The sequence below is a fragment of the Paenibacillus sp. BAC0078 genome (assembly GCF_054483875.1).
Genome location: NZ_JBTLRW010000002.1, coordinates 108,169 through 127,253, shown reverse-complemented (window position 1 = coordinate 127,253; position 19,085 = coordinate 108,169). Strand labels below are relative to the sequence as shown.

The 19,085-nt window shown below is 52.5% G+C and carries 11 protein-coding genes; 3 read left to right on the top strand and 8 right to left on the bottom strand.

Annotated elements, in window-relative coordinates:
• Positions 1–83: 83 nt before the first annotated feature.
• The 3 genes from ACX1DY_RS04015 to galA all read right to left on the bottom strand — a co-directional run bounded on the left by ACX1DY_RS04015 (position 84) and on the right by galA (position 5,951).
• Entirely contained in the window at positions 84–1,652 is a 1,569-nt protein-coding gene (locus tag ACX1DY_RS04015; protein ID WP_458962917.1) for a response regulator, read from the bottom strand.
• 52 nt (positions 1,653–1,704) lie between these two features.
• The gene (locus ACX1DY_RS04010; protein WP_458962916.1) at positions 1,705–3,429 is read right to left on the bottom strand and encodes a sensor histidine kinase; all 1,725 of its coding nucleotides are present in this window, start codon (positions 3,427–3,429) and stop codon (positions 1,705–1,707) included.
• 140 nt (positions 3,430–3,569) lie between these two features.
• Positions 3,570–5,951 (bottom strand): beta-galactosidase GalA, encoded by a 2,382-nt coding sequence (gene galA, locus ACX1DY_RS04005; protein ID WP_458962915.1) that lies wholly within the window; start codon positions 5,949–5,951, stop codon positions 3,570–3,572.
• Positions 5,952–6,062: 111 nt separating this feature from the next.
• Here galA and ACX1DY_RS04000 point away from each other — a divergent pair, with 111 nt between their 5' ends.
• Positions 6,063–6,959 carry an AraC family ligand binding domain-containing protein gene (locus ACX1DY_RS04000; RefSeq protein ID WP_458962914.1) on the top strand — a complete coding sequence of 299 codons (897 nt, stop codon included), beginning with the start codon at positions 6,063–6,065 and terminating at the stop codon, positions 6,957–6,959.
• 44 nt (positions 6,960–7,003) lie between these two features.
• Here ACX1DY_RS04000 and ACX1DY_RS03995 read toward each other — a convergent pair whose 3' ends face one another.
• The 4 genes from ACX1DY_RS03995 to ACX1DY_RS03980 form a co-directional block, all read right to left on the bottom strand.
• The gene (locus tag ACX1DY_RS03995; RefSeq protein WP_458963415.1) at positions 7,004–7,999 is read right to left on the bottom strand and encodes a CapA family protein; all 996 of its coding nucleotides are present in this window, start codon (positions 7,997–7,999) and stop codon (positions 7,004–7,006) included.
• Positions 8,000–8,120: 121 nt separating this feature from the next.
• The gene (locus tag ACX1DY_RS03990; protein WP_458962913.1) at positions 8,121–8,780 is read right to left on the bottom strand and encodes a class I SAM-dependent methyltransferase; all 660 of its coding nucleotides are present in this window, start codon (positions 8,778–8,780) and stop codon (positions 8,121–8,123) included.
• Positions 8,781–8,874: 94 nt separating this feature from the next.
• On the bottom strand, positions 8,875–9,987 hold the full coding sequence (locus tag ACX1DY_RS03985; RefSeq protein ID WP_458962912.1) for a response regulator: 1,113 nt from the start codon (positions 9,985–9,987) through the stop codon (positions 8,875–8,877).
• Between the two features lie 27 nt (positions 9,988–10,014).
• Positions 10,015–13,131, bottom strand: coding sequence for a hybrid sensor histidine kinase/response regulator (locus tag ACX1DY_RS03980; protein WP_458962911.1), 3,117 nt, complete (start codon positions 13,129–13,131; stop codon positions 10,015–10,017).
• A 135-nt stretch (positions 13,132–13,266) separates the two neighbouring features.
• Between ACX1DY_RS03980 and ACX1DY_RS03975 the strand changes: the two genes are divergently transcribed.
• Positions 13,267–14,046, top strand: coding sequence for an AraC family transcriptional regulator (locus ACX1DY_RS03975; RefSeq protein ID WP_458963414.1), 780 nt, complete (start codon positions 13,267–13,269; stop codon positions 14,044–14,046).
• 52 nt (positions 14,047–14,098) lie between these two features.
• On the opposite strand, the gene ACX1DY_RS03970 is transcribed toward ACX1DY_RS03975, so the two are convergent.
• Positions 14,099–17,029, bottom strand: a complete 2,931-nt coding sequence (locus ACX1DY_RS03970) for a glycosyl hydrolase 115 family protein (RefSeq protein WP_458962910.1) — start codon at positions 17,027–17,029, stop codon at positions 14,099–14,101.
• Between the two features lie 257 nt (positions 17,030–17,286).
• Between ACX1DY_RS03970 and ACX1DY_RS03965 the strand changes: the two genes are divergently transcribed.
• A complete protein-coding gene (locus ACX1DY_RS03965) occupies positions 17,287–18,990 on the top strand; it encodes an SGNH/GDSL hydrolase family protein (protein WP_458963413.1) in 1,704 nt (567 codons plus the stop codon).
• Positions 18,991–19,085: the final 95 nt, after the last annotated feature.

Below are 19,085 nucleotides of genomic sequence, written 5' to 3'. Positions count from 1 at the left end.
CGATCGGTGAAAACATATAGGTTGCCGTTCTCACAAAAGTTGCCTCGGCCAAATGACAAGCAGCAGGGGCAACGATCGGAACGCTATATTTTGTTCTTCTTGCGGAATTCCCCCGGCGTCATGCCTGTCGTCTGCTTGAACTGCCGGTTGAAATAAATGATATTCTTGTAGCCCATGCGCTCGGCAATTTCATAGATTTTGAGCGTCGGGTCGCTCAGCAGCTCAGATACACGGCTGGTCTTGCGCTCATTGAGGTATTCGCTGAACGGCACCCCGTATTCTTCCTTGAACAGATATCCTAAATAATTCGGTGTAAAGTCGAAGTGGGCGGCAACCTCTTTCAAGGTGATCTTCTTCTCCAGATTCTCTTCTACGTAACGCATAATTTCATCAATCAGCTTGCGCTTCTGCCGTTGGCGCTTCACGTACAGCAGCTCCGACAGCTCGAAGAATCTGCGCCGCATCCAGGACAGGATATCGTGAATTGTCTCGAATTGGAACAGGATATCCGGCTGATGCGATTCCCATTGCAGCAGCTCATACAGATTCTCGTTCTGCTGCTGCAGATCGGCGTGAAGCTTCGAGGTAATACGGATAATCAGCTCGTAAACATCCTTTTTGCCTGCCGGCAGATCTTTCGTGAACAGCGCCATCAGATGATCATCTATCGCCACCAGATCATATTGGATAATCGCCTCCAGCAGAAGGTCCACCGTCTTTTCAATCTGCGCCCCGGGCGTTCCTCTTGGCGACGATTCTGTCGTATCGCGGATCAGACGGTTCTTGCCCAGCAGCCATTTGGCACTCAGCGCAGCCTGCGCCTGCTGGTAGGATTCATGCAGCTCATCTTCTTTCGTTGCGTAACGTCCGACACCGACGGTTACCGTGCAGGGAGACGCCGCCGCCACCTTGCGGATAAGCTCCTCCAGCAAAGGCAGGAAGCTCTCCTGCACTAGTGTCGCCAGAATAACAAAGCGGGTATGGTGAACGGCGATCAAGGTACCCAGCTTCGCGTCTTCGGCAAAGGCTTTGATGAGCTCGGCAATTTGCCGCGTGATGCTCCGGGCCTCCTCCTCGGACAGATCACGCAGCTTCCATTCCAAATCGTCAATCTCCACAATTGCCGCCGCAGCGCCCTTCTGCAGCAGCGGAGTCAGGATGCTGCGCAGATGCGGCTCTGCGGGATCGGGAGAAGACTCATCTAGCCAGCGCAGCAGCAGCTCCTTGTTCACAAGGGACAGGGCTTCGCTGAAGGAGCGGTCCTGCTCCCGTTCCTGCTCCATTTTGGCGCATAATGAACCCAGCATTTCGTACAAATCTTTATCCTGCACAGGCTTAAGCAAATAGCCGGAGGCATTGATCTCAATCGCTTCTTTGGCATAGCTGAAATCCTCATGGCCGCTGATGAACACAATCTTGGTCTTCGGACTCAGCACCTTCGCCCGGCGCGCGAATTCGGTTCCAGTCATGATAGGCATCCGTATGTCCGACAAAATAATATCAATCCGTTCCTCTTCCATGATCTTAAGCGCATTGAAGCCGCTGCTCGCGGTACCCACTACCGTAATATTAAGTCCGCTGGCAAGCACTCTGCGCCGCAGCCACTCCAGATCTATCGCTTCATCGTCAACCAGCAATACATTGATGCTCATAATAGAAACTTTCCTCCTGTAATTATGCAAGATGTTGCTTGCGGGACTCTTTTCATAAGAGCTCCTCGTTATCCATAAGCCCGGCGGGCATTAGAAGCCGAACGGTTGTGCCGCCTCCAAAAATACTTGCAATAGTGACGCCATATGCGTCCCCGTATCTGAGCTTGATCCGCTCGTCCACATTTTTCACCCCGTAGCCTCCGGCCTGACTTGACCCCTTCATCATCCGGTCGAGCGTTTCGGGACGCATGCCGATTCCGTTGTCGATGACCTTCAGCTCAATATTGTCGCCGACCCGTCTGCCGGTCAAGCGGATCGCAATCGTCTCTCCAAACCATGCATGCTTGAACACATTCTCCACGAACGGCTGCAGCACCAGCTTGATCACCCGCATCTGCAGAATCTCCTCGTCCACATCCACATAGACGGAGAAGGCATCCGCATATTTGACCTGCTGGATTTCAAGATACGTGGCAACCTGCTCCAGCTCTTTTTCCAGTTCAATGTACACATTGCCCTGGTTCAGCGTCAGGCGGTAAAAACGCGAGAGTCCCTGCACCATTTCCGTGACCTTGCCGATTTCTCCGAGGTTCGCCAGGCTGCTTATGGTTGAAAGAGTATTATACAGGAAATGCGGATTAATCTGCGCCTGCAGGGCTTCCAGCTCGGCCTGCTTCTTCTGGATACCCTGCACATAGACGCTGTTGATCAGCTCCTGAATATTGGTGGCCATGACATTGAAGGAATCCGCGATCTGCACAAATTCGTCATTGCCGGAGAAGCGGATGCGCTTCTGGAAGTTCCCTTCCTGAAAAGCACGCACCAGCCCCACGATTCGGCTCATCTTGCGCCCGGAAAGACGGGCAACCGCATATCCGATAACCGTCATCACCAGGAAGCTGAGCGCGCATACCGCAACAATCACCCGTCGCAGCCTGCCGGCATCCTTCGTCAGATATGAACTCGGCACCAAAGATTCGATAACAAAGCTGCTGCCGGGAATCTGCTCATGCAGACTGAGAAAATTCTCGCTTCCATCATCATAATTAGCCTTGCCGCGCTGGAACAGGATGCCGCCCGTGGACTCGTCCACAAGCCGGAGGGTAATCCCCTCCTCCAGAGGGAAGGTGTCGAAACCGCCGAACAGATCCTCCAGAGATACGGTGATGCGCACATAGCCGATCACGGTTTTGTAATCGCTGAAGTTGACCAGCCTGCGGACATGCGAAATGTTATCCAGCTTCTGGTCTGTATCAATCTGCAGCCACAGATTATCCCGTTTCGAATCCTTGAGGGATCGGTACCAATCGCTTCCGGCGATGTCCTGAAGCGGCAGGATATAATAATCGCTGTCAATAATCGGCTCATTCAGATTGTCCCCGGATACAATGTTGAGCTTGCTGTTCGGTGTATAGAGCATGAAGCGGATCTTGTTCCCGAACAGCTGCAGCGGCGCAGTGATCTGAGGAACAATCTCATCGAGCATAGCCAGATAAATTTCAAACGGCGTCCCCTTAAGTTCAAGTGCGCGTTGAAAGGGCTGGCTCCCGAACAGGTTGTCCGACATTCTCTGAATCTCATCCATCTGATAGCGGATATTGGTCCTTGCCTGCTCCATCCCTGTTCTTATGTTCGACTCCGCCATCTCCGTCCGGGAATCGGTGAGCATGGAGTAGGAGATGTATCCGATGACCACGTCGGTCAGCAGAACAAGCAGGAGATAGGGAATCATCATTTTGTAGGTGAAAGGCATGTATTTCTTGAGCTTAGGCATCATTAGCGAAACATCCTCTGTATGAATTCGGTATGTCTATATTATCGTTCCCCCACCCAGAAATAAATAGGCTGCGGCAAGAAGATGAATGGAAGAACGCCAACAAGCGCCGGAATTTCTTCCGGCGCTCAGATTATTTTCAATTAAATGGAGTCTCCGGAGGTTGTATGCAGATCAGCTTCCGCAGCCGCAAGTCCCGTAGAGACGGCTCGCACCGTAATAGCTCCCGCCTCTGAAGAAGACTGAATCAGGGCCAGGCACCAGCCGTTAAAAGCCCGCCGTACCGCAGCCTTATCCGGCTCATGACTGCTGGGATTGCCATTGCCTACGCCAAGCAGATGCCCTGCCCCCTCCACTTCAAACCGGATCTCGTTGTCGGCCGTCGGAACAACATTGCCCTGCTTGTCCAGAATAGCCACGCGAACCGGAATGGTGTCCGCCCCGTCCGCTTTTCCCGCCAAGCGGTCCGGGACCAAACGGATTTGATAGGGCTGTCCTGCTGTAACGACCGCTTTCTCGGCAACCGGCTGGCCGCCGCGTTTCCCTATTGCTTTTAATTCCCCCGGCTCATACATAACCTTCCACGACAAATACCCGGTCCGGTTCACCTGCTGTTCACCCAGACTTGTACCATTCAGGAACAGCTCTACAGTGTCGGTATTGGAGAATACCCGCACCTCCACCGGCTTGCCTTCTGATCCCGGCCAGTTCCAATGGGGGAGCAAGTGAACCATCGGCTCATCCTTCCAGACTGCCTGCATGTAGTAATAGCTGTCTTTCGGGAACCCGCAGGTGTCCATCAGCCCGAAATGGGAGTTCACACACGGCCACAGATAAGGCGTCGGCTCGCCCCGGTAATCGAACCCGGTCCACATGAAAACCCCGGTGAGAAAACGGTTGTTCACCATATCCGTCCAGGCCTGCTGCGGACTGCAGCCCCATGAAGGAATGTTCGTGCCATATTCGGAGCAGTAGCCCCGCACCGGATCATCCTCGTAAATTCCCCGGGTTGCGGTATAGCTGGCACATTCGCTGCCGATGATCGCACGTCCCGGATACCGCTCATGGTCACGGATATCGAGATGGTCCCGGTGTCCATAATTGTAGCCTGTAATGTCAACAACATCATTGTAGCCATTCTCGTTCCAGCCATGATTCATGGCAGCGGAGGTCGGCCGCGTCGGGTCTATTCTTCTTGCCGTTTCCGCCAGAGTCTTCAGAAGGCGCATGCCCGTTATAGTTCCTTCGAGCACCTCCTCATTCTCCAGGTTCCAGATGATCACAGAAGGATGATTGCGGTCCCGGTAGAGCATCCGCTTCAGTTGGGACAGTCCACTCTGGCTACTGTCAAGCTTGCGGTTCTCGTCCATCACCAGCATTCCGATCCGGTCGCAGATATCCAGCAGCTCGGGGGTCGGAGGATGGTGCGCACTGCGGTATGCGTTTGACCCCATTTCCTTCAACAGCCTCAGCTTGTATTCAATCAGACTGTCCGGAAGCGCAACCCCCACTCCGGCGAAATCCTGATGGTTGCAGGTTCCTTTAATGAGATGAGGCTCCCCGTTCAGGAAAAAGCCCTCCTCCGTATCAAAGCGGATGCTGCGGATCCCGAACACCGTCTCATAACGGTCGACCTCGACCCCGCCATTTCTCACAATAGATACCGCCTTATATAAGCAAGGCGTGTCTGGAGACCAAAGCGCCGGCTGCTCCACCTTAAAGATCTGCTCCAGCTCCGTCTCGCCATACCAGTCCACATCCGCTTGCACCGCTTCGCCGCAGACCCGCTTTCCGGCAGGATCGTAAATCTCTGTATGCAGCGAGACTGACCGTTCCTCGGCATATTCATTGCAGATGCGGGTGTTAACATGCACCACAGCCTGCTGCTGCGCGACCTCCGGTGTCGTAATGTACGTTCCATACTCGGCTACATGCAAACGGTCCGTCTGTTCCAGCCAGACATGGCGGTATATGCCGCAGCCCTCATACCACCAGCCCTCACATTCTGTTGCATCCACCTTAACAAGAATGACATTCTGGCCTTCCTCTCCATAACGAAGCACATCCGACAAATCATAGGCGAATCCGATATATCCACCCCTATGCTCACCAATCAAATGTCCATTGACCCACACCGTGCTTAGACCCGACATACCGTCGAAGCGGACCGTCCACTTGCGACCGGCTCCCTCTGCCGGAAGCGCGAAGGTTTTGCGGTAAAAGCCGACTCCCCCCGCCAAATATCCGTGGCTGCCGTCTCTTGAACCCAGCGACTCATCCTGAACATATTGCTGCTCCACACACCAGTCATGCGGCAGGCTCACGTTCTGCCATTCCAATTGCCGATGACCCATCCCTTTATCGTTAAAAGCAATATCCAGCCATTCACCCTCCTGATGGGAAACAAAGTCGGTAATACCGCCTGTCATGCCCGCCTTGACGGCAAGTGGAATATGAATATCTCCTTTGTGAAAGCTCCAATTCTCATCAAACAAGCTTTTGCTTCTCCCTGCTTCCAAGCTCACCTTGCTACCTCCTCCTTACTGGACTATATTCATATAGTAGATTAGATTATCAATAGATGGTTAGCACAATGCTAGTACGATATAGCACAATTTGAATGAGAGGGATTCTCCATGCTACTTCCGTTTCGCCTGTCCTCTGATGATCAGAACCCGAGATTGCCGCTGGCTCTGTACAATATCGGCTGCCATGCACAGCATCCCATCTCCCGGCCATCCGGTTATCTAGTGCCGCAGTGCTTCATTGCTTTCGAGGGCAAAGGCCGTGTCCGGTTCAAGGATGGAAAAACACTGACCCTGGAAGCCGGACAAGCACTAATTCTGCCCACCGGTCAGCCGCATGAGTACTTTCCACTGTCTGGAGCCCCGTGGATGGTTGGCTACATCGGGTTCAAGGGCAGAATTGCCGAAGAGCTCATCCGCGGCTGCGGTTTGCCGTTCAGCACAGCGATCCCTCTGAACGATACGCGGACGCTGCTTGCTCCTCTGAAGCTGCTCTGGGAGCTTGCGGACCAGGCGGAGTCATCCCGGGCCTCGCACATTTCCAGCCAGCTCTATTCCTTTTTCCTGCTGCTCTCGGAGCTGGCAGAGCTTCCCTCCGTCCCTGTCTCTCTTCCGGGAAGCCGCCCTGCGGAAGAAGCGCTGCGCCGGGCCGCCGGCTACATGCAGGAGCATTTCACCGAAACCCTGCAGATGTCCAATATTGCCCATGTTGTGGGCTATTCGGTTCAGCATTTCATGCGGATTTTCCGCGAAGCCTACGGGATTACTCCACATGCGTATTTGCAGGGCCTGCGGCTGAATCAGGCTGTAAAGTGGATGGAGACGCATCCCGATATGCCCATCAAGGAAATCGCCGGCCGCCTGGGGCTGGAGCCCAATTATTTTATCCGCGCCTTCAAGAAGGCTTATGGAACAGCGCCGGGGGCCTACCGGGAGGAGATGTGGAAATCCGCCAACGGCAGCCGCAGTAGCCCCTTTCCTTCCATAGACAAAAGCCCGGGCGATTAGAACAGCTAATCGCCCGGGCTCGTGCAATGCATCTTCAGTTCATCTCAAAGCTTCTCGCTTACCTCTCCATTCGCAGCAATTCTCGCATTGAACGAGAGCTGATTCAGCCGCTTGATGGTGTCTTTATTGTAGGCATCGCCCATAAAATTAGGCTGTCCGCCGATAATCTTGACCGGAGTAACCCTGCTGGTCACACCGTCATTGGCGATGTTAAATTGGACCAGCATCGAATGCAGCGTTTTGTCGCCGCCGCGCGTGGAACGGTTGAATACAAAGTTGCCCAGCGAATAATAGATTGGCTTGTGCTTGTAGTATTCAATCCCCATCAGACAATGGCTGTGCGCACCGAGAATCATATCCGCCCCGCTGTCGATCATCTGCTTTGCCAGTGTCCGGGCATATTTCTCGGGGTAGTCCTTAAACTCCGTATTCCAGTGGATGTACACAATGGTGTAGTCGTTCTCCTTCGCCGATTTCTTAATTGCGCCCAGCAGCGGCTCCGGCGTATAGGCGGAGGCAGCGCCGGGGTGGCTTTTACCGGCATACCAGGAAGGACTTGAGAGCACGCGGCTCGTGCCGAGCACGGCGATTTTTTTACCTTTGACCGTCCGGGTATAAGGCTTGAACGCTTCATCGCTGTCCTTGCCTGCTCCGGTATGCCCAATCTTGTATTTGTCGAGATGAATGAGCGTATCCAGCATGGCGTTCTGTCCGAAATCCAGAATATGATTATTGGCCAAAGTTACGCCATCAATCCCCGCGTAGTTCAGTCCCGCAAGCGCCGCCGGCTTGGAGCGAAAGGCAAAGGTTTTCTCCGCCGCCTTCCCTCTTACAGATACCGGTGTCTCCAGGTTGGCAAAGGCAATATCCGCTTGCTTCAGAACGGGCGCTACCTTAACAAAAGGAAAGTTGACGCCGTATCTTTCGATCTGATCGCCGACAAATCCATCCAGCAGAATGTCACCGGCAAAAGCAAGGGTGATGTTCTCTTTAGTTGAAGCTCCCTCGCTGAACACAGCCTGTGACGGAAGCAACAGAATGAACAGGATCGAAATGAATGCAAATCTGCGCAAAATGTTGTGACCCCTCTCTATTTGTAAAATCTGCAACTATTCTACTACAATAGAGAGAGAAAATCCAAATAAATGGTAGATTCAGAGATTAGGCCTGCTCCTTCTTGAGCACCGCCCGGAAACAGCTCAGCCCGCCTGATTCCCCGGAACGCACGGCATCTGCCGGAAGCATGAAATCCGTCTCGCCCCAATACTGAAATCCGGCCTGCAGCAGTAAATCGTTCATCCGCTGCAGATTAACGGTCGGATATTCAAAGGTCAGCACAAGCAGCCCCTCTCCGTTCAACGTGCGGTGGAACTCCTGAATGGCTCGTACAGAATCCTCCAGTGATAAATGCTCCAGGACGGAGATGCAAAAGATCGTATCAAAGCTCTCATCCGCATACGGAAGCGCCGTAAGGTCGGTCTGGGCCAGATGGAGCCTGGGCGTCCGGCTGGCCTGAGCAAGCTGCACCGCTTCTTCGCCGATCTCATCAGCAATTTCCTGCATAATCGCATCCCACGATAGAATCCGCGCATCAATGTCACAGGCGTGAACCTCCGCACTGCGGCCTGCGAGATAGAACTTGAGCGGCTCTGCAATACCGCTCGCAGCATCAAGCACTGCATCATGCGGCGAAATGAAATTTGTACACCATTCGTATTCATAAGGGCGGCTCCACCAGGATTCCGGCAGTTCATAAATCAGCTGCTCGCGGCGGGCATCGTCATACACAAAGAAACGGGAAACATACGGATGTGTGGGCATGGCCAGGACTCCTTTTAGAGGTAATTCGGTAGTGAGAGTATATTCAGGAATCCCCGTTTCATGCCATAACCTTACATCTGCCGCCGGGATACGCTTAACCTAAATAAGCTGCAACCCTGTTTTTCAGCTCCCCGGAGGGCTCCAGTCCAAGCTCCTTACGGTATGCCGCTTCGAAGTTTTCATAGAGTCTGATGATTTTCTCCTTCTTCCCGTGCTTGCTGTAAATGTCGAATAAGAGCTGAAGCATGTCCTCCTGCAGCGGATAGTGCGCCAGGTACGCATCCAGCCGCTCTTCCGCTTTACTAGAGTTCCGGGAGGCCAGATCTCTGGCAACCAGCCAGCGAATCAGTGCCGTATACTGCTTGAAATACGCCTCTTCCAGAGATATTTTCCATAAATAGGGTTTGCCCTCGAACAACGGTCCCCGATACAGGGAAATGAGCTGTTCCGCCTGATCCGCTTCTATTCTCCCTTCAGCAGACAGATTCTGCAGACGCTGAAAGATCAGCACATCATATTCCTTGCTTCCGGCCTCCAGCACGTACCCGTCGTTCACCTTCTGAATGCTCATGCCAAAATCATTTTCCTTCAGCACTTTTTTCAGCAGGTAGAGTGTATTATGTAAATTCGACGATCCCCGCTCATCCTGCATGTCCGGCCACAGCAAATCCGTCAGCTTCCATTTGCTGATATACCGCCCCGGGTGGCACAGGAAATAAGCAAACAGCTCCTCTGCCCGGCGTGTCCGGAAGTGAACCGGCTGGCCCGCTGAATTGCGGACGTCAAATCCGCCGAAGCAGCAGATCGTTGGACCCGCAGCCTTCTGTTCATGGGGGACGGCTGTTCCCAGCCGCTTGAGCAGACGTTCCGTAACCCTTTTGATCGCACCCATCGTCACAGGCTTGAGAATATAATCGAGTGCGGACACCTCGAAGGCTTCCAGCGCATAATTTTTGTAGGCTGTAGTGAATACGATTTCCGTGGACTCCATGAGCTTGTGAACCCTGCCCGCCAGCTCAAGCCCATTCATCTTCGGCATTTCCACGTCAATGAAGATCACATCCGGCTTCAGCTCCGGCAGGCTGGCGAGCGCCTCCAGCGGACTAGTGAAGGCTCCGATAATCGCGTAATCCGGATTACGCCCAATGAGCACCTTCATTAGATCAAGAATCGGCTGCTCGTCTTCAACGATAACGGCTCGAAACATCGTATCTCCGTCCTTTCTCCTAAGCAATTACCGGTAGAGACCCTTCTCGCCGCCCCCACCCGCAGTACTGCGGTTAGCTGGCAGATACATCATCACCTTGGTCCCGCCTCCCGGCTCGGAGTGAATCGTCAAGCTGGCCCCGGAGATGGCCTCCAGCCGCTTGCGGATATTATGAATGCCGATGCTCCCGCCAAGCTGGCCGTTTCCGGTTAATTGATACAGCAGGTCATTAGGGATGCCCACGCCATCATCTTCAATCGTAACCTTCATATAACCTTCACCCGCTTGAATCTTGAGCGATACCAAGCCTTGCCCCTCTTTCTCAAACAGCCCGTGCCGGATTGCATTCTCCACAAAAGGCTGGATGCACAGTGAAGGAATTTCAACAGAACCCAGCCCCTCGTCCACCTGGCACACAAAATCGAAACGTTCCCCGAACCGGGCCTGCTCAATCTCCACATAGGCCTGAATCAGCTCCAGCTCACGGTGCAGAGGAACAACCAGTGTAGAGCGGTCCATATCGAGAATAAAACGGATATACTGGCTGAGCATGGACAGCAGATAGGCTGCCTTCTCCCCATCGGTATAACAGAATGAAATGATGCTGCTCATAGCGTTATACAGAAAATGCGGCTTGATCTGGGCCTGGTGAAAAGCCTGCTCATGGCGTATAGCATCCCGTATCGAAGTCTTCATGGCAATCAGGGTCTGGATCCGGGCGATCAGGGTTTCACCGTCAAAAGGCTTGGTCACATAATCATTCGCACCAGCCCGGAAGCCAAGGGCAATATCCGCCGGCGAGTCCTTGACGGTGGCGAACAGAATCGGCAGGTCAAGAATGGAGTAATGTCTGCGCAGCGTCCGGCAAAGCTCAATACCGGAGGTTCCGGGCATCATCACGTCCAGAATGACCAGATCCACATTCGGATGCTGCTGCATTTTGACCACTGCTTCTTTGGCCGAGAACGCAGTGATCACATTATAATGATGCCGGCCAAGAAGGTTGAGCAGTATATGAATGTTCGACGCTTCATCATCGACAATAAGAATCGTATACCCGCTACGGTCAATTATATCTAGCGAAGTACGCTCATATGAAGCATGCTTTTCCATCGCTCCGGCGGCAGCCGTTTCGCGGTAACCCGGGATCTGCTCCACATACGGCAGTGTAAAAATCATCCGCGTCCCCTTGCCGAGCTCCGACCAGTCCACACGAATTTCTCCGCCCATCCGTTCCACCAGCTTTCTGCTGATGTACAGACCGACCCCCATCCCCGTATATCCGTCCTGCGGCAGCGGCTGATCCACCTGCTCAAAATATTCAAATATCGCATTATACTTATCCTCAGGTATCCCTGTTCCGGTGTCCTCAACCGTAATCGAGACCTGGTTGCCGAGCGTCCTTGCAGCAATGACAATCGACCCTCTATCCGTATGCTTGATAGCATTGTGTACCAGATTATACATCACCTGCCGCAGCCGGCTGTCATCGGCCAGAACCCAAATATCCGGTTCAACCCTGTTATCCAGATGAACTTCCTTGCCCGCAAGCTCGAATTGCAGCACGTCAAAGACGATTTGCGAGGCCACCCTCAGATCAACCACCGTTCTCTGCAGGCGCAGCTCCCCATGCTTCAGGCGGCTGACATCGATCAAATCCTGGATCAGCATCGACAGCTTCGTTGACGTGTCCTTGATCAGCCAGAGATTCTGCTTTTGACTGTCCTGCAGATTCTCTTCCCCGTCCTCCAGCAAAAATGAAGTCATGTTCATAATGCCGTGCAGCGGCGTTTTGATCTCATGCGAGGTGTTCATCAGGAACTCATCCTTAAGCTGGTTCGAGACCAGCAGTTGCCGGGACAGAACCTCTGTTTTGTCATAGGCATTGGAGAACCTTACGGCGAGCAAAGTATTGATCAGAATAATAAAAGCAATGATTCCGAACCTTCCCACCAAATCGCTCTGCACAATATTTTCCGAATACAGGCTTCCGTCCACGAGGGAGATCATCAGCGCGATAGCCCCGCCAATAAACAGCAGCAGCTCTGCCCGGTCCGCCGCATGGCTCTGCCTGCGGAAATATAAATACACCATTCTCATGATGATGCCGACCACGACGACTGCGAGATACAGCATGAAAAAATATTTCACACTGATATGTACAGAATACGGCAGAATCAGAACCGCAATGAGATACAGAACAAATGGCGAGAGGATCAGTCTAAGCCGCTTGGGCGACATCAGACCGGGCTCCACAGTACAGAAGAACACAATAATAACGGACCCGCCGAGGAACTGGCTGATCTCCAGCAACTTGTAAGCAAATTCGAACGGAAAACCCGGAAGCAGCCGCTGAAATATTTTATCTCCATATAGAGAGTTTTGTAAGGCAAGCAGCAGCAGATACAAACCGCTAAGCAGATACTCCTTCTCCCTGCGCCCCACAAAAAAGAAGCTGAAATGGTATGCGCCGAACATACTCAAGACCAGAATGATTCCGATATCGACGCCAAGCTGGATGGTGTTCACCCGGGTAATATCCTCTTGTGTGCCAAAAGGAATCGGGTTCACAATCCCTCCGGTGACAAAGTTGAAGTTGGACACTTGAAGCACAATGTCAACCGTCCTGGAATTGGCATGAAAAAACACAGTATACGGCGTGTTCCCCGGCTTAAAGGAGCCGCCGTCCTCCGCTGGCAGCCCGCTCTCTCCTGCCTGCCTGCCGTTGATGAACAGCTTCTGGGACATGCGGATGCTTTTTATTTTCAGGCCGAGCACCTCATCCGCCTGCTTCAATTTCACCTGGAGACGATAGGTTCCGTAGCCCTTACGGTGCATCCCGCCGTCTTCACTTTTGCCTTTCCAGGTGCCAGGGACGGATAAATAGGCGGCCTTTGGATGGCTTCCTTGCTGAAAATCTGCCGGACTCAGCAGCTTATTTTCATAGAATTCCCATTCTCCATCCAGATTGACCCGGCCTTGCTCCTCCAAATCCCAGGAGGTCAGGTCCAGCACGCCCTGCTGCGCCTGCGGAAGATTGCGGCTTGTAGCGGTTTGGGAATAGAGCATCAATAACAGTGAAAAGGTAAAGATAAAAAACGAACATATCCCCGCAATTCTGCGGACATTCACAATTCTCAACATGCGAGGCCCCTCTCACTATGTATAGCTCTATCTATTTTACCGCAGAGCGCTCACAAAAATCTCGCAAAATCCGCCCGTCTATTTATCATTCGAATCCGGGATGCTATGATTTATTGGAAGGAGGAAGGTAAGTTGATGCATATTGGTAAATATGAGAATCTTGTACCGAATATTTGCCTCTTCGTTGACCGCAGATCATTTCCGGACTGGCAGATTGTCAGCAGCAGGATTGATTTCCATGATCTTACGTTCATCGTCGAAGGAGAATCGACCTACTCTATTAACGGGGAGAAGTTCACGGCCACGGCCGGCGACATGCTCTATGTTCCTTCCGGCAGCGTCCGGGAAGCCGTAACCTCCAAAGAAGCACCGATGCATTCCTTCGCCTTTAATTTCTTCTGGGAGGGGACGGACAATCACGTGCAGCTCCCTTTTGCAACAGTAACCAAGAACTGGATGACAAAAGAGATTGTGGAGGACATCAGAGAATTCTCACATGTCTGGATGGGCAAGCAGCCCTTCTACAGGATGAAAGCCCGGGCCATATTCCAACTGATTGTGTATCGTCTGCTCAGCATTGCCCACCATCAGGAGGCACCTCTCCTTGATCCGCGGGTCCATAAAGCGATGACCTATATCATGGACCACTATTCGGAGGACGTCACGATTGGCAGCCTGGCCGATTTGGTCGGCCTGAATCCCGTATACCTGGGCAAGCTGTTCAAGCAGAACACCGGATCAACCTGCAAGGAATTCATGAACAGGGTGCGGGTGAACAACGCCGAGATGATTCTCTCGGCAGGGGGGTTCAATGTTACGGAGGTAGCGGAGCACTGCGGTTATCATGATGTTGCCTATTTCAGCAATGTCTTCAAGCATATAAAAGGGTACCCTCCGTCATCCGCCTTGAAATAACGGAGGGTATGGGAGCAAGCCTGGACTCCCGATCCCCGGCTAGACTAAGACCTTAACGCACGGGCTGTCCGGTATAGAAGCTCTCCTGTGGCCCCAGGTAGGAATAGGGGAGCGGAAGTGCGGACAGCACAAGCTTTTGCAGAACAAGTCCGGCATCGAGGCCGTAAAAGCGGAGGGTATGCATGCCTTTTGCCAAAGGATGCCGGGTGGTCACGGTATGAATATTGTCCATAACTGCGCGGCACCACGGTTCATTGTCATGATTGCCGCCCTCATAATCCGCCGGCAGGGCGTCAACAATCACCGGCGTTTCACTGTCAAAGCCTGCTGCATACTTCAAGCCGCTGACCGGCGACAGATGATTTGTTGGCGCAATATAAGCGGTCAAGCTGTAATCCCCGTCCCGATGCACAAGAATCCGGTACTCCAGATATGGCGCATGCTCCGGTTGTCCAAAAGAGGCATCGTGCGGATACATTTTGACCGAAGATAACGAACGTCCATAGTTGCCGATAATTTTCCACTCGACCCCGGATTTGGATACGCGGCATAACGCATGCTCCGCCTCCATCGACACTACATCATGGGCTTCAATAAATGTCATCGGCGGCACATTCTGAATGTCGGTCCACTCCACGGCTGCCGTCACCTTCACGGTTTCGCCAGCGCCGGAGAAGGTAATTTCACCTGACGAAGTCCCTGCTGTTTTTTCCCAATCTACAGTAACCTGAATTGTCTCTCCTGTATCAAGCCATCCCTTGGTATTTTCGAGCCTGATCCAGTCCGCGCTGCACTCCACCTGGTACTCAAATCCCGCTGCTCCGCCATTGCTGATCGTAATGTCATACGTCTCTTGCTGCAGATTGGTAAACACCGGAAGACTGGCCGTACCCGACACATACGCTTGCTCCGTTCCCTCCACAGCAATAATCATCTGAGGGCACTTGGCCGGGATTATTGTGCTTGCCTGCGGATATTTCCACCCTTTCGCATCCCAGTTGACATACCCTACGTGGGGAGAGCTCATCATACCCTGCCATTTGCCTCCCGAAATTCCGGTGTTATAGACCCGTTCCAGTTCCTTGTCACGCTCGATGGCTTCGTTTTCCAGCTTGGCATAGGTGTTCGCAAGTACACTGCCGCGTTTGGCGTAAAGGCTGCTCAGTCCCGCATAGATGTGCATTTTGACCACATTTGCCGAAGCTACAGCAGGGTAATAGACGAGCTGGAAGTAGGCATCCTTATGTGATTCCGGGATCAACGTATAGAATTTATCGGCCGCATTTTCGATTTCGAGCGCTTGCTGCAGGACTCTCTGCGCCTCATGGTCATGGACCGGGCTGAAGGTGGCGGGGCTGATAATTTCCGGTTTGCGCCGGCCGTTCATCCGGGTGTAATCCGATAATAATTGTGCGATTCCTTCTATCGTCTCAGCTTCCAGGCTTGGTCCAAACTGCTGCTTCACCCACCGCTTAGTATATTCCGCAGTCCGGTTGATGGCTTCGGTTCCCCATGCATCAAAATCATATGCCAAATCCAGAAAGTAAGCTATCGGCAATTCCATCGGCTTCAGGTCTCCGACATTGACGATCCACACATCGCGGATACCGTAATCGAACGCCATGGACATTTGCTCCCAAATCTTCTCAAGTGGAATGGTATTCACCCATTCATAGGAATGGGGGCCGCCGTGATAGTCAAAATGGTAGTACATCCCCCAGCCCGCGCTGCGCTGCTGCTCACGACCCGCCGGAATTTTGCGGAGATTGCCGAAGTTGTCGTCTGCCAGCAGAATCGTAACATCATCCAGGACGTCCCAGTCCTTGAGCCCCTCCACCTCGGCTGTGCCGTACCAATATTTCTCGACCTCCTTATAGACGGCTAAGATTTGTGGCGCCTGATCCAGATTGTACTTCTTAAGCAGCTCTTTCTGCGTCAGGATGATGTCCTTCAGCAGCTCAATATTTTCCCGGTGGGAGCCTTCCAGCGCAGAATCTTCCTCCCCACGCATGCCTAGTGTAATCAGGTTGTGAAAGTCCTTGTTGCGCTTGATTCCGTCTTCCCAAAAGGCGGTGATGGCTTGTTTGTTCCGGGCAAAATCCCACAAATTGCTGCTTCCGTACTGCTGGTATACCTTCTGCCATTCGCTGCCGGCCCGGAACAAAGGCTCATGATGGGAGGTTCCCATGATAATGCCGTATTCCTCTGCATGCCGGGCATTGGCAATCGGGCTGCTTTTACCGTTCAGGCTGAACTCGGCGCTCCACATGGCTGGCCATAAATAGTTCCCCTTCAGTCTCAGGATCAGCTCAAACACCTTGTCGTAGAACTCTTCGTTGAAATCGCCGAACGCCTGGGTCACCCAAGAGCCTAAGGACGGCCAATCGTCGTTCAGGAAGATCCCTCTATATTTTACAGATGGTTCTTTGGAGGTAATGTTGAGCTGGCTTGCGGAAAGGGTCAGGAGCGGCTTCTTCTCCGGGGTAACATCTCCCCAATATACCCATGGACTGACTCCGATCATTTCGGAAATCGAATAGATGCCGTAGATCGTCCCCCGCTTATCACTGCCCGCTATAACAAGCGCCTGATCCACCCCTGCAATCGGACGCCCAATCAACTGGATACGGTAGCATTCCCTCTTGCCTTGTATGGAGGATACATCCAAAACGCCCTCCGCGATTAATGAATCAATAATCTCATTGCTGCCAATGGACCCGGCGATGATCACCGTTCCATCCAGCGCTTCAATGTGTGTGAAAAGTTCAGGCAGAGCCCCGGTTACCAGTTGCACATCCGCAGCGAACGACCCCGCTACCCGGCGCAATCCGTCATAATCCTCCCCCTTGGGGTCCAGGTACAGCTTGGCTGCCTTCCCCTGCTTCACCAGCGTCAAATCCTTGACTGCCGGGTACTCAGGCTGCTCCGCCAAGCTGTCTGATCCTTCTGCTCCTCCGGCTTCCACAGCGCGATTCGTTGTCATTGAAATCTCTCTCCTTGGCATCCTTTATTTCAAATATTTAGGTGCATTTATTCTTAGGCACATTATATAAGTAAAGCGATTTCAATCACCATGTGAAAACTAGAAACTTTTTGTAATAATTAAAGGAAATCCATTTTGCTCGTTGAGCTGTACCTGAACCATGACTATAATAAAAAAGTTGAGAACGCATTCACAATCGTCAGAAAGCGAGGATGGTCGAAGTGGAACACAATAACAGCTTCATTGCCACCGGTAACATGGAAGGTCCCAAAGCACCCAAGGACCCGGCGGAGAGAAGAAGCGGATTTTTCGTGCTGTTCGAAACAGCGATTGAGGCCACAGCCCGGGCCGAGGGCAGGCCTTCACAGGAAATCTATCTGGAAGGCAACTATCTGATAGATAAGGCCAGATATATCGGCGGAGTCACGGATGAGCAGATGCTGGCTCTTCTCTCCAGCTGGAGCGGATTCCGCAGATTGGTTCACAGTATCGGGGTGTCGGTGAAGACGGCGAATAGCGCGTCAGAGGTCTCTTTTCTTCTCCAGAACTGGGGTAGAACGAGTAAATATGAAACGGGAACCCGGCTGCTGCTTCCATGCCCTGGCGATGGAACCGAAATCATCCTCAAGCTGGAGGATGTCGCATGGTCCGAGGATGATGAAGCTCCCGGCAAATTTGCCTTTGAGTTCAGCCGCGAAGGCGAGCTGGCAACGGCGAGTATTATTTTCTATCTGAATGACGGCTACACTGTGCCTGAACTGACAGTGGAACCTCCGGTCCCGTTTGGTTCGAAGGAATACCGGGATATGATCGCGAAGTCTTTGCTGCATTCAGGCAATAATAAAAGGCTGAAAGCCTCTCTGGAAAAGGCGGCAAAAGGCGAGGACGTCACCATCGCCTATATCGGCGGTTCCATCACCCAGGGCGCGGGAGCCAAGCCGATACATACCGAATGTTATGCCTATCAGTCCTATTTAAGATTCAAGGAGCTGTTCGGCAAGGACGGCGGAGAGAACATTCATTTTGTGAAGGCCGGAGTAGGCGGAACGCCGTCGGAGCTTGGGGTCATCCGCTATGAAAGAGATGTTCTCAGGGACGGTGCTGTGACGCCGGACATCGTGGTGGTGGAATTCGCGGTCAACGACGAGGGCGATGAAACGAAGGGCAATTGCTTTGAAAGCCTCATCCTGAAAATCCTTGCCGCCGAGAACCGCCCGGCCGTTATTCTCCTGTTCAGCGTATTTGTGAATGACTGGAATCTGCAGGACCGCCTCTCTCCCGTAGGCAGACACTACAATCTCCCTATGGTCAGCGTAAAGGACGCGGTAACTGAGCAGTTCCGGCTGAGCAAATCTGAGGGCAACATCATCTCGAAACGGCAATTTTTCTATGATATCTATCATCCGACAAATGACGGCCATCAGGTAATGGCCGATAGTCTCGCCCACTTGTTCTCCGAAACCTATAATTCGCCAACGGACGACGAAGATATCACGCTAGATCAACCGCCAATTCTTGGGAGTGATTTTGCCGGCACCCGTTTGCTGGATCGAAAGAGTCTAATTGACACTGCCAGCATTGAGGCAGGCGGCTTCTCGGAGACCGATACGGAATTGCAGATGGTTGAAATGGATGCCAACCCCTTCGGGACTGCGGAATTTCCACATAATTGGCTGCATACAGCTTCGTCCGGCCAGATCAGCTTCAAGCTGACGATAACAAGCAAAAACCTCATCCTCGTATACAAGGATTCAGGCAGCCCAGAGTTCGGAAAGGCGGATATTTTCGTGGACGGCAAGCTTGTGCTCACCGCTGATCCGCATGTGAACAACTGGACACACTGCAACCCGGTCATTCTGTACCAGCATAAGCATAGTCAGAAGCATGTAATAGAAATTAAAATGGCGGCTGAGGATCAGGACAAATGCTTTACGATTCTGGGTTTTGGCTATAACGCTTAGTTAACGATTCTGCGGAAGCGCAAAAAAAGCCGGCATCCTCGTAGAAGAGTGTCGGCTATATAAGCTGAACTTTAGATTTTTTCATATTAGGTTTG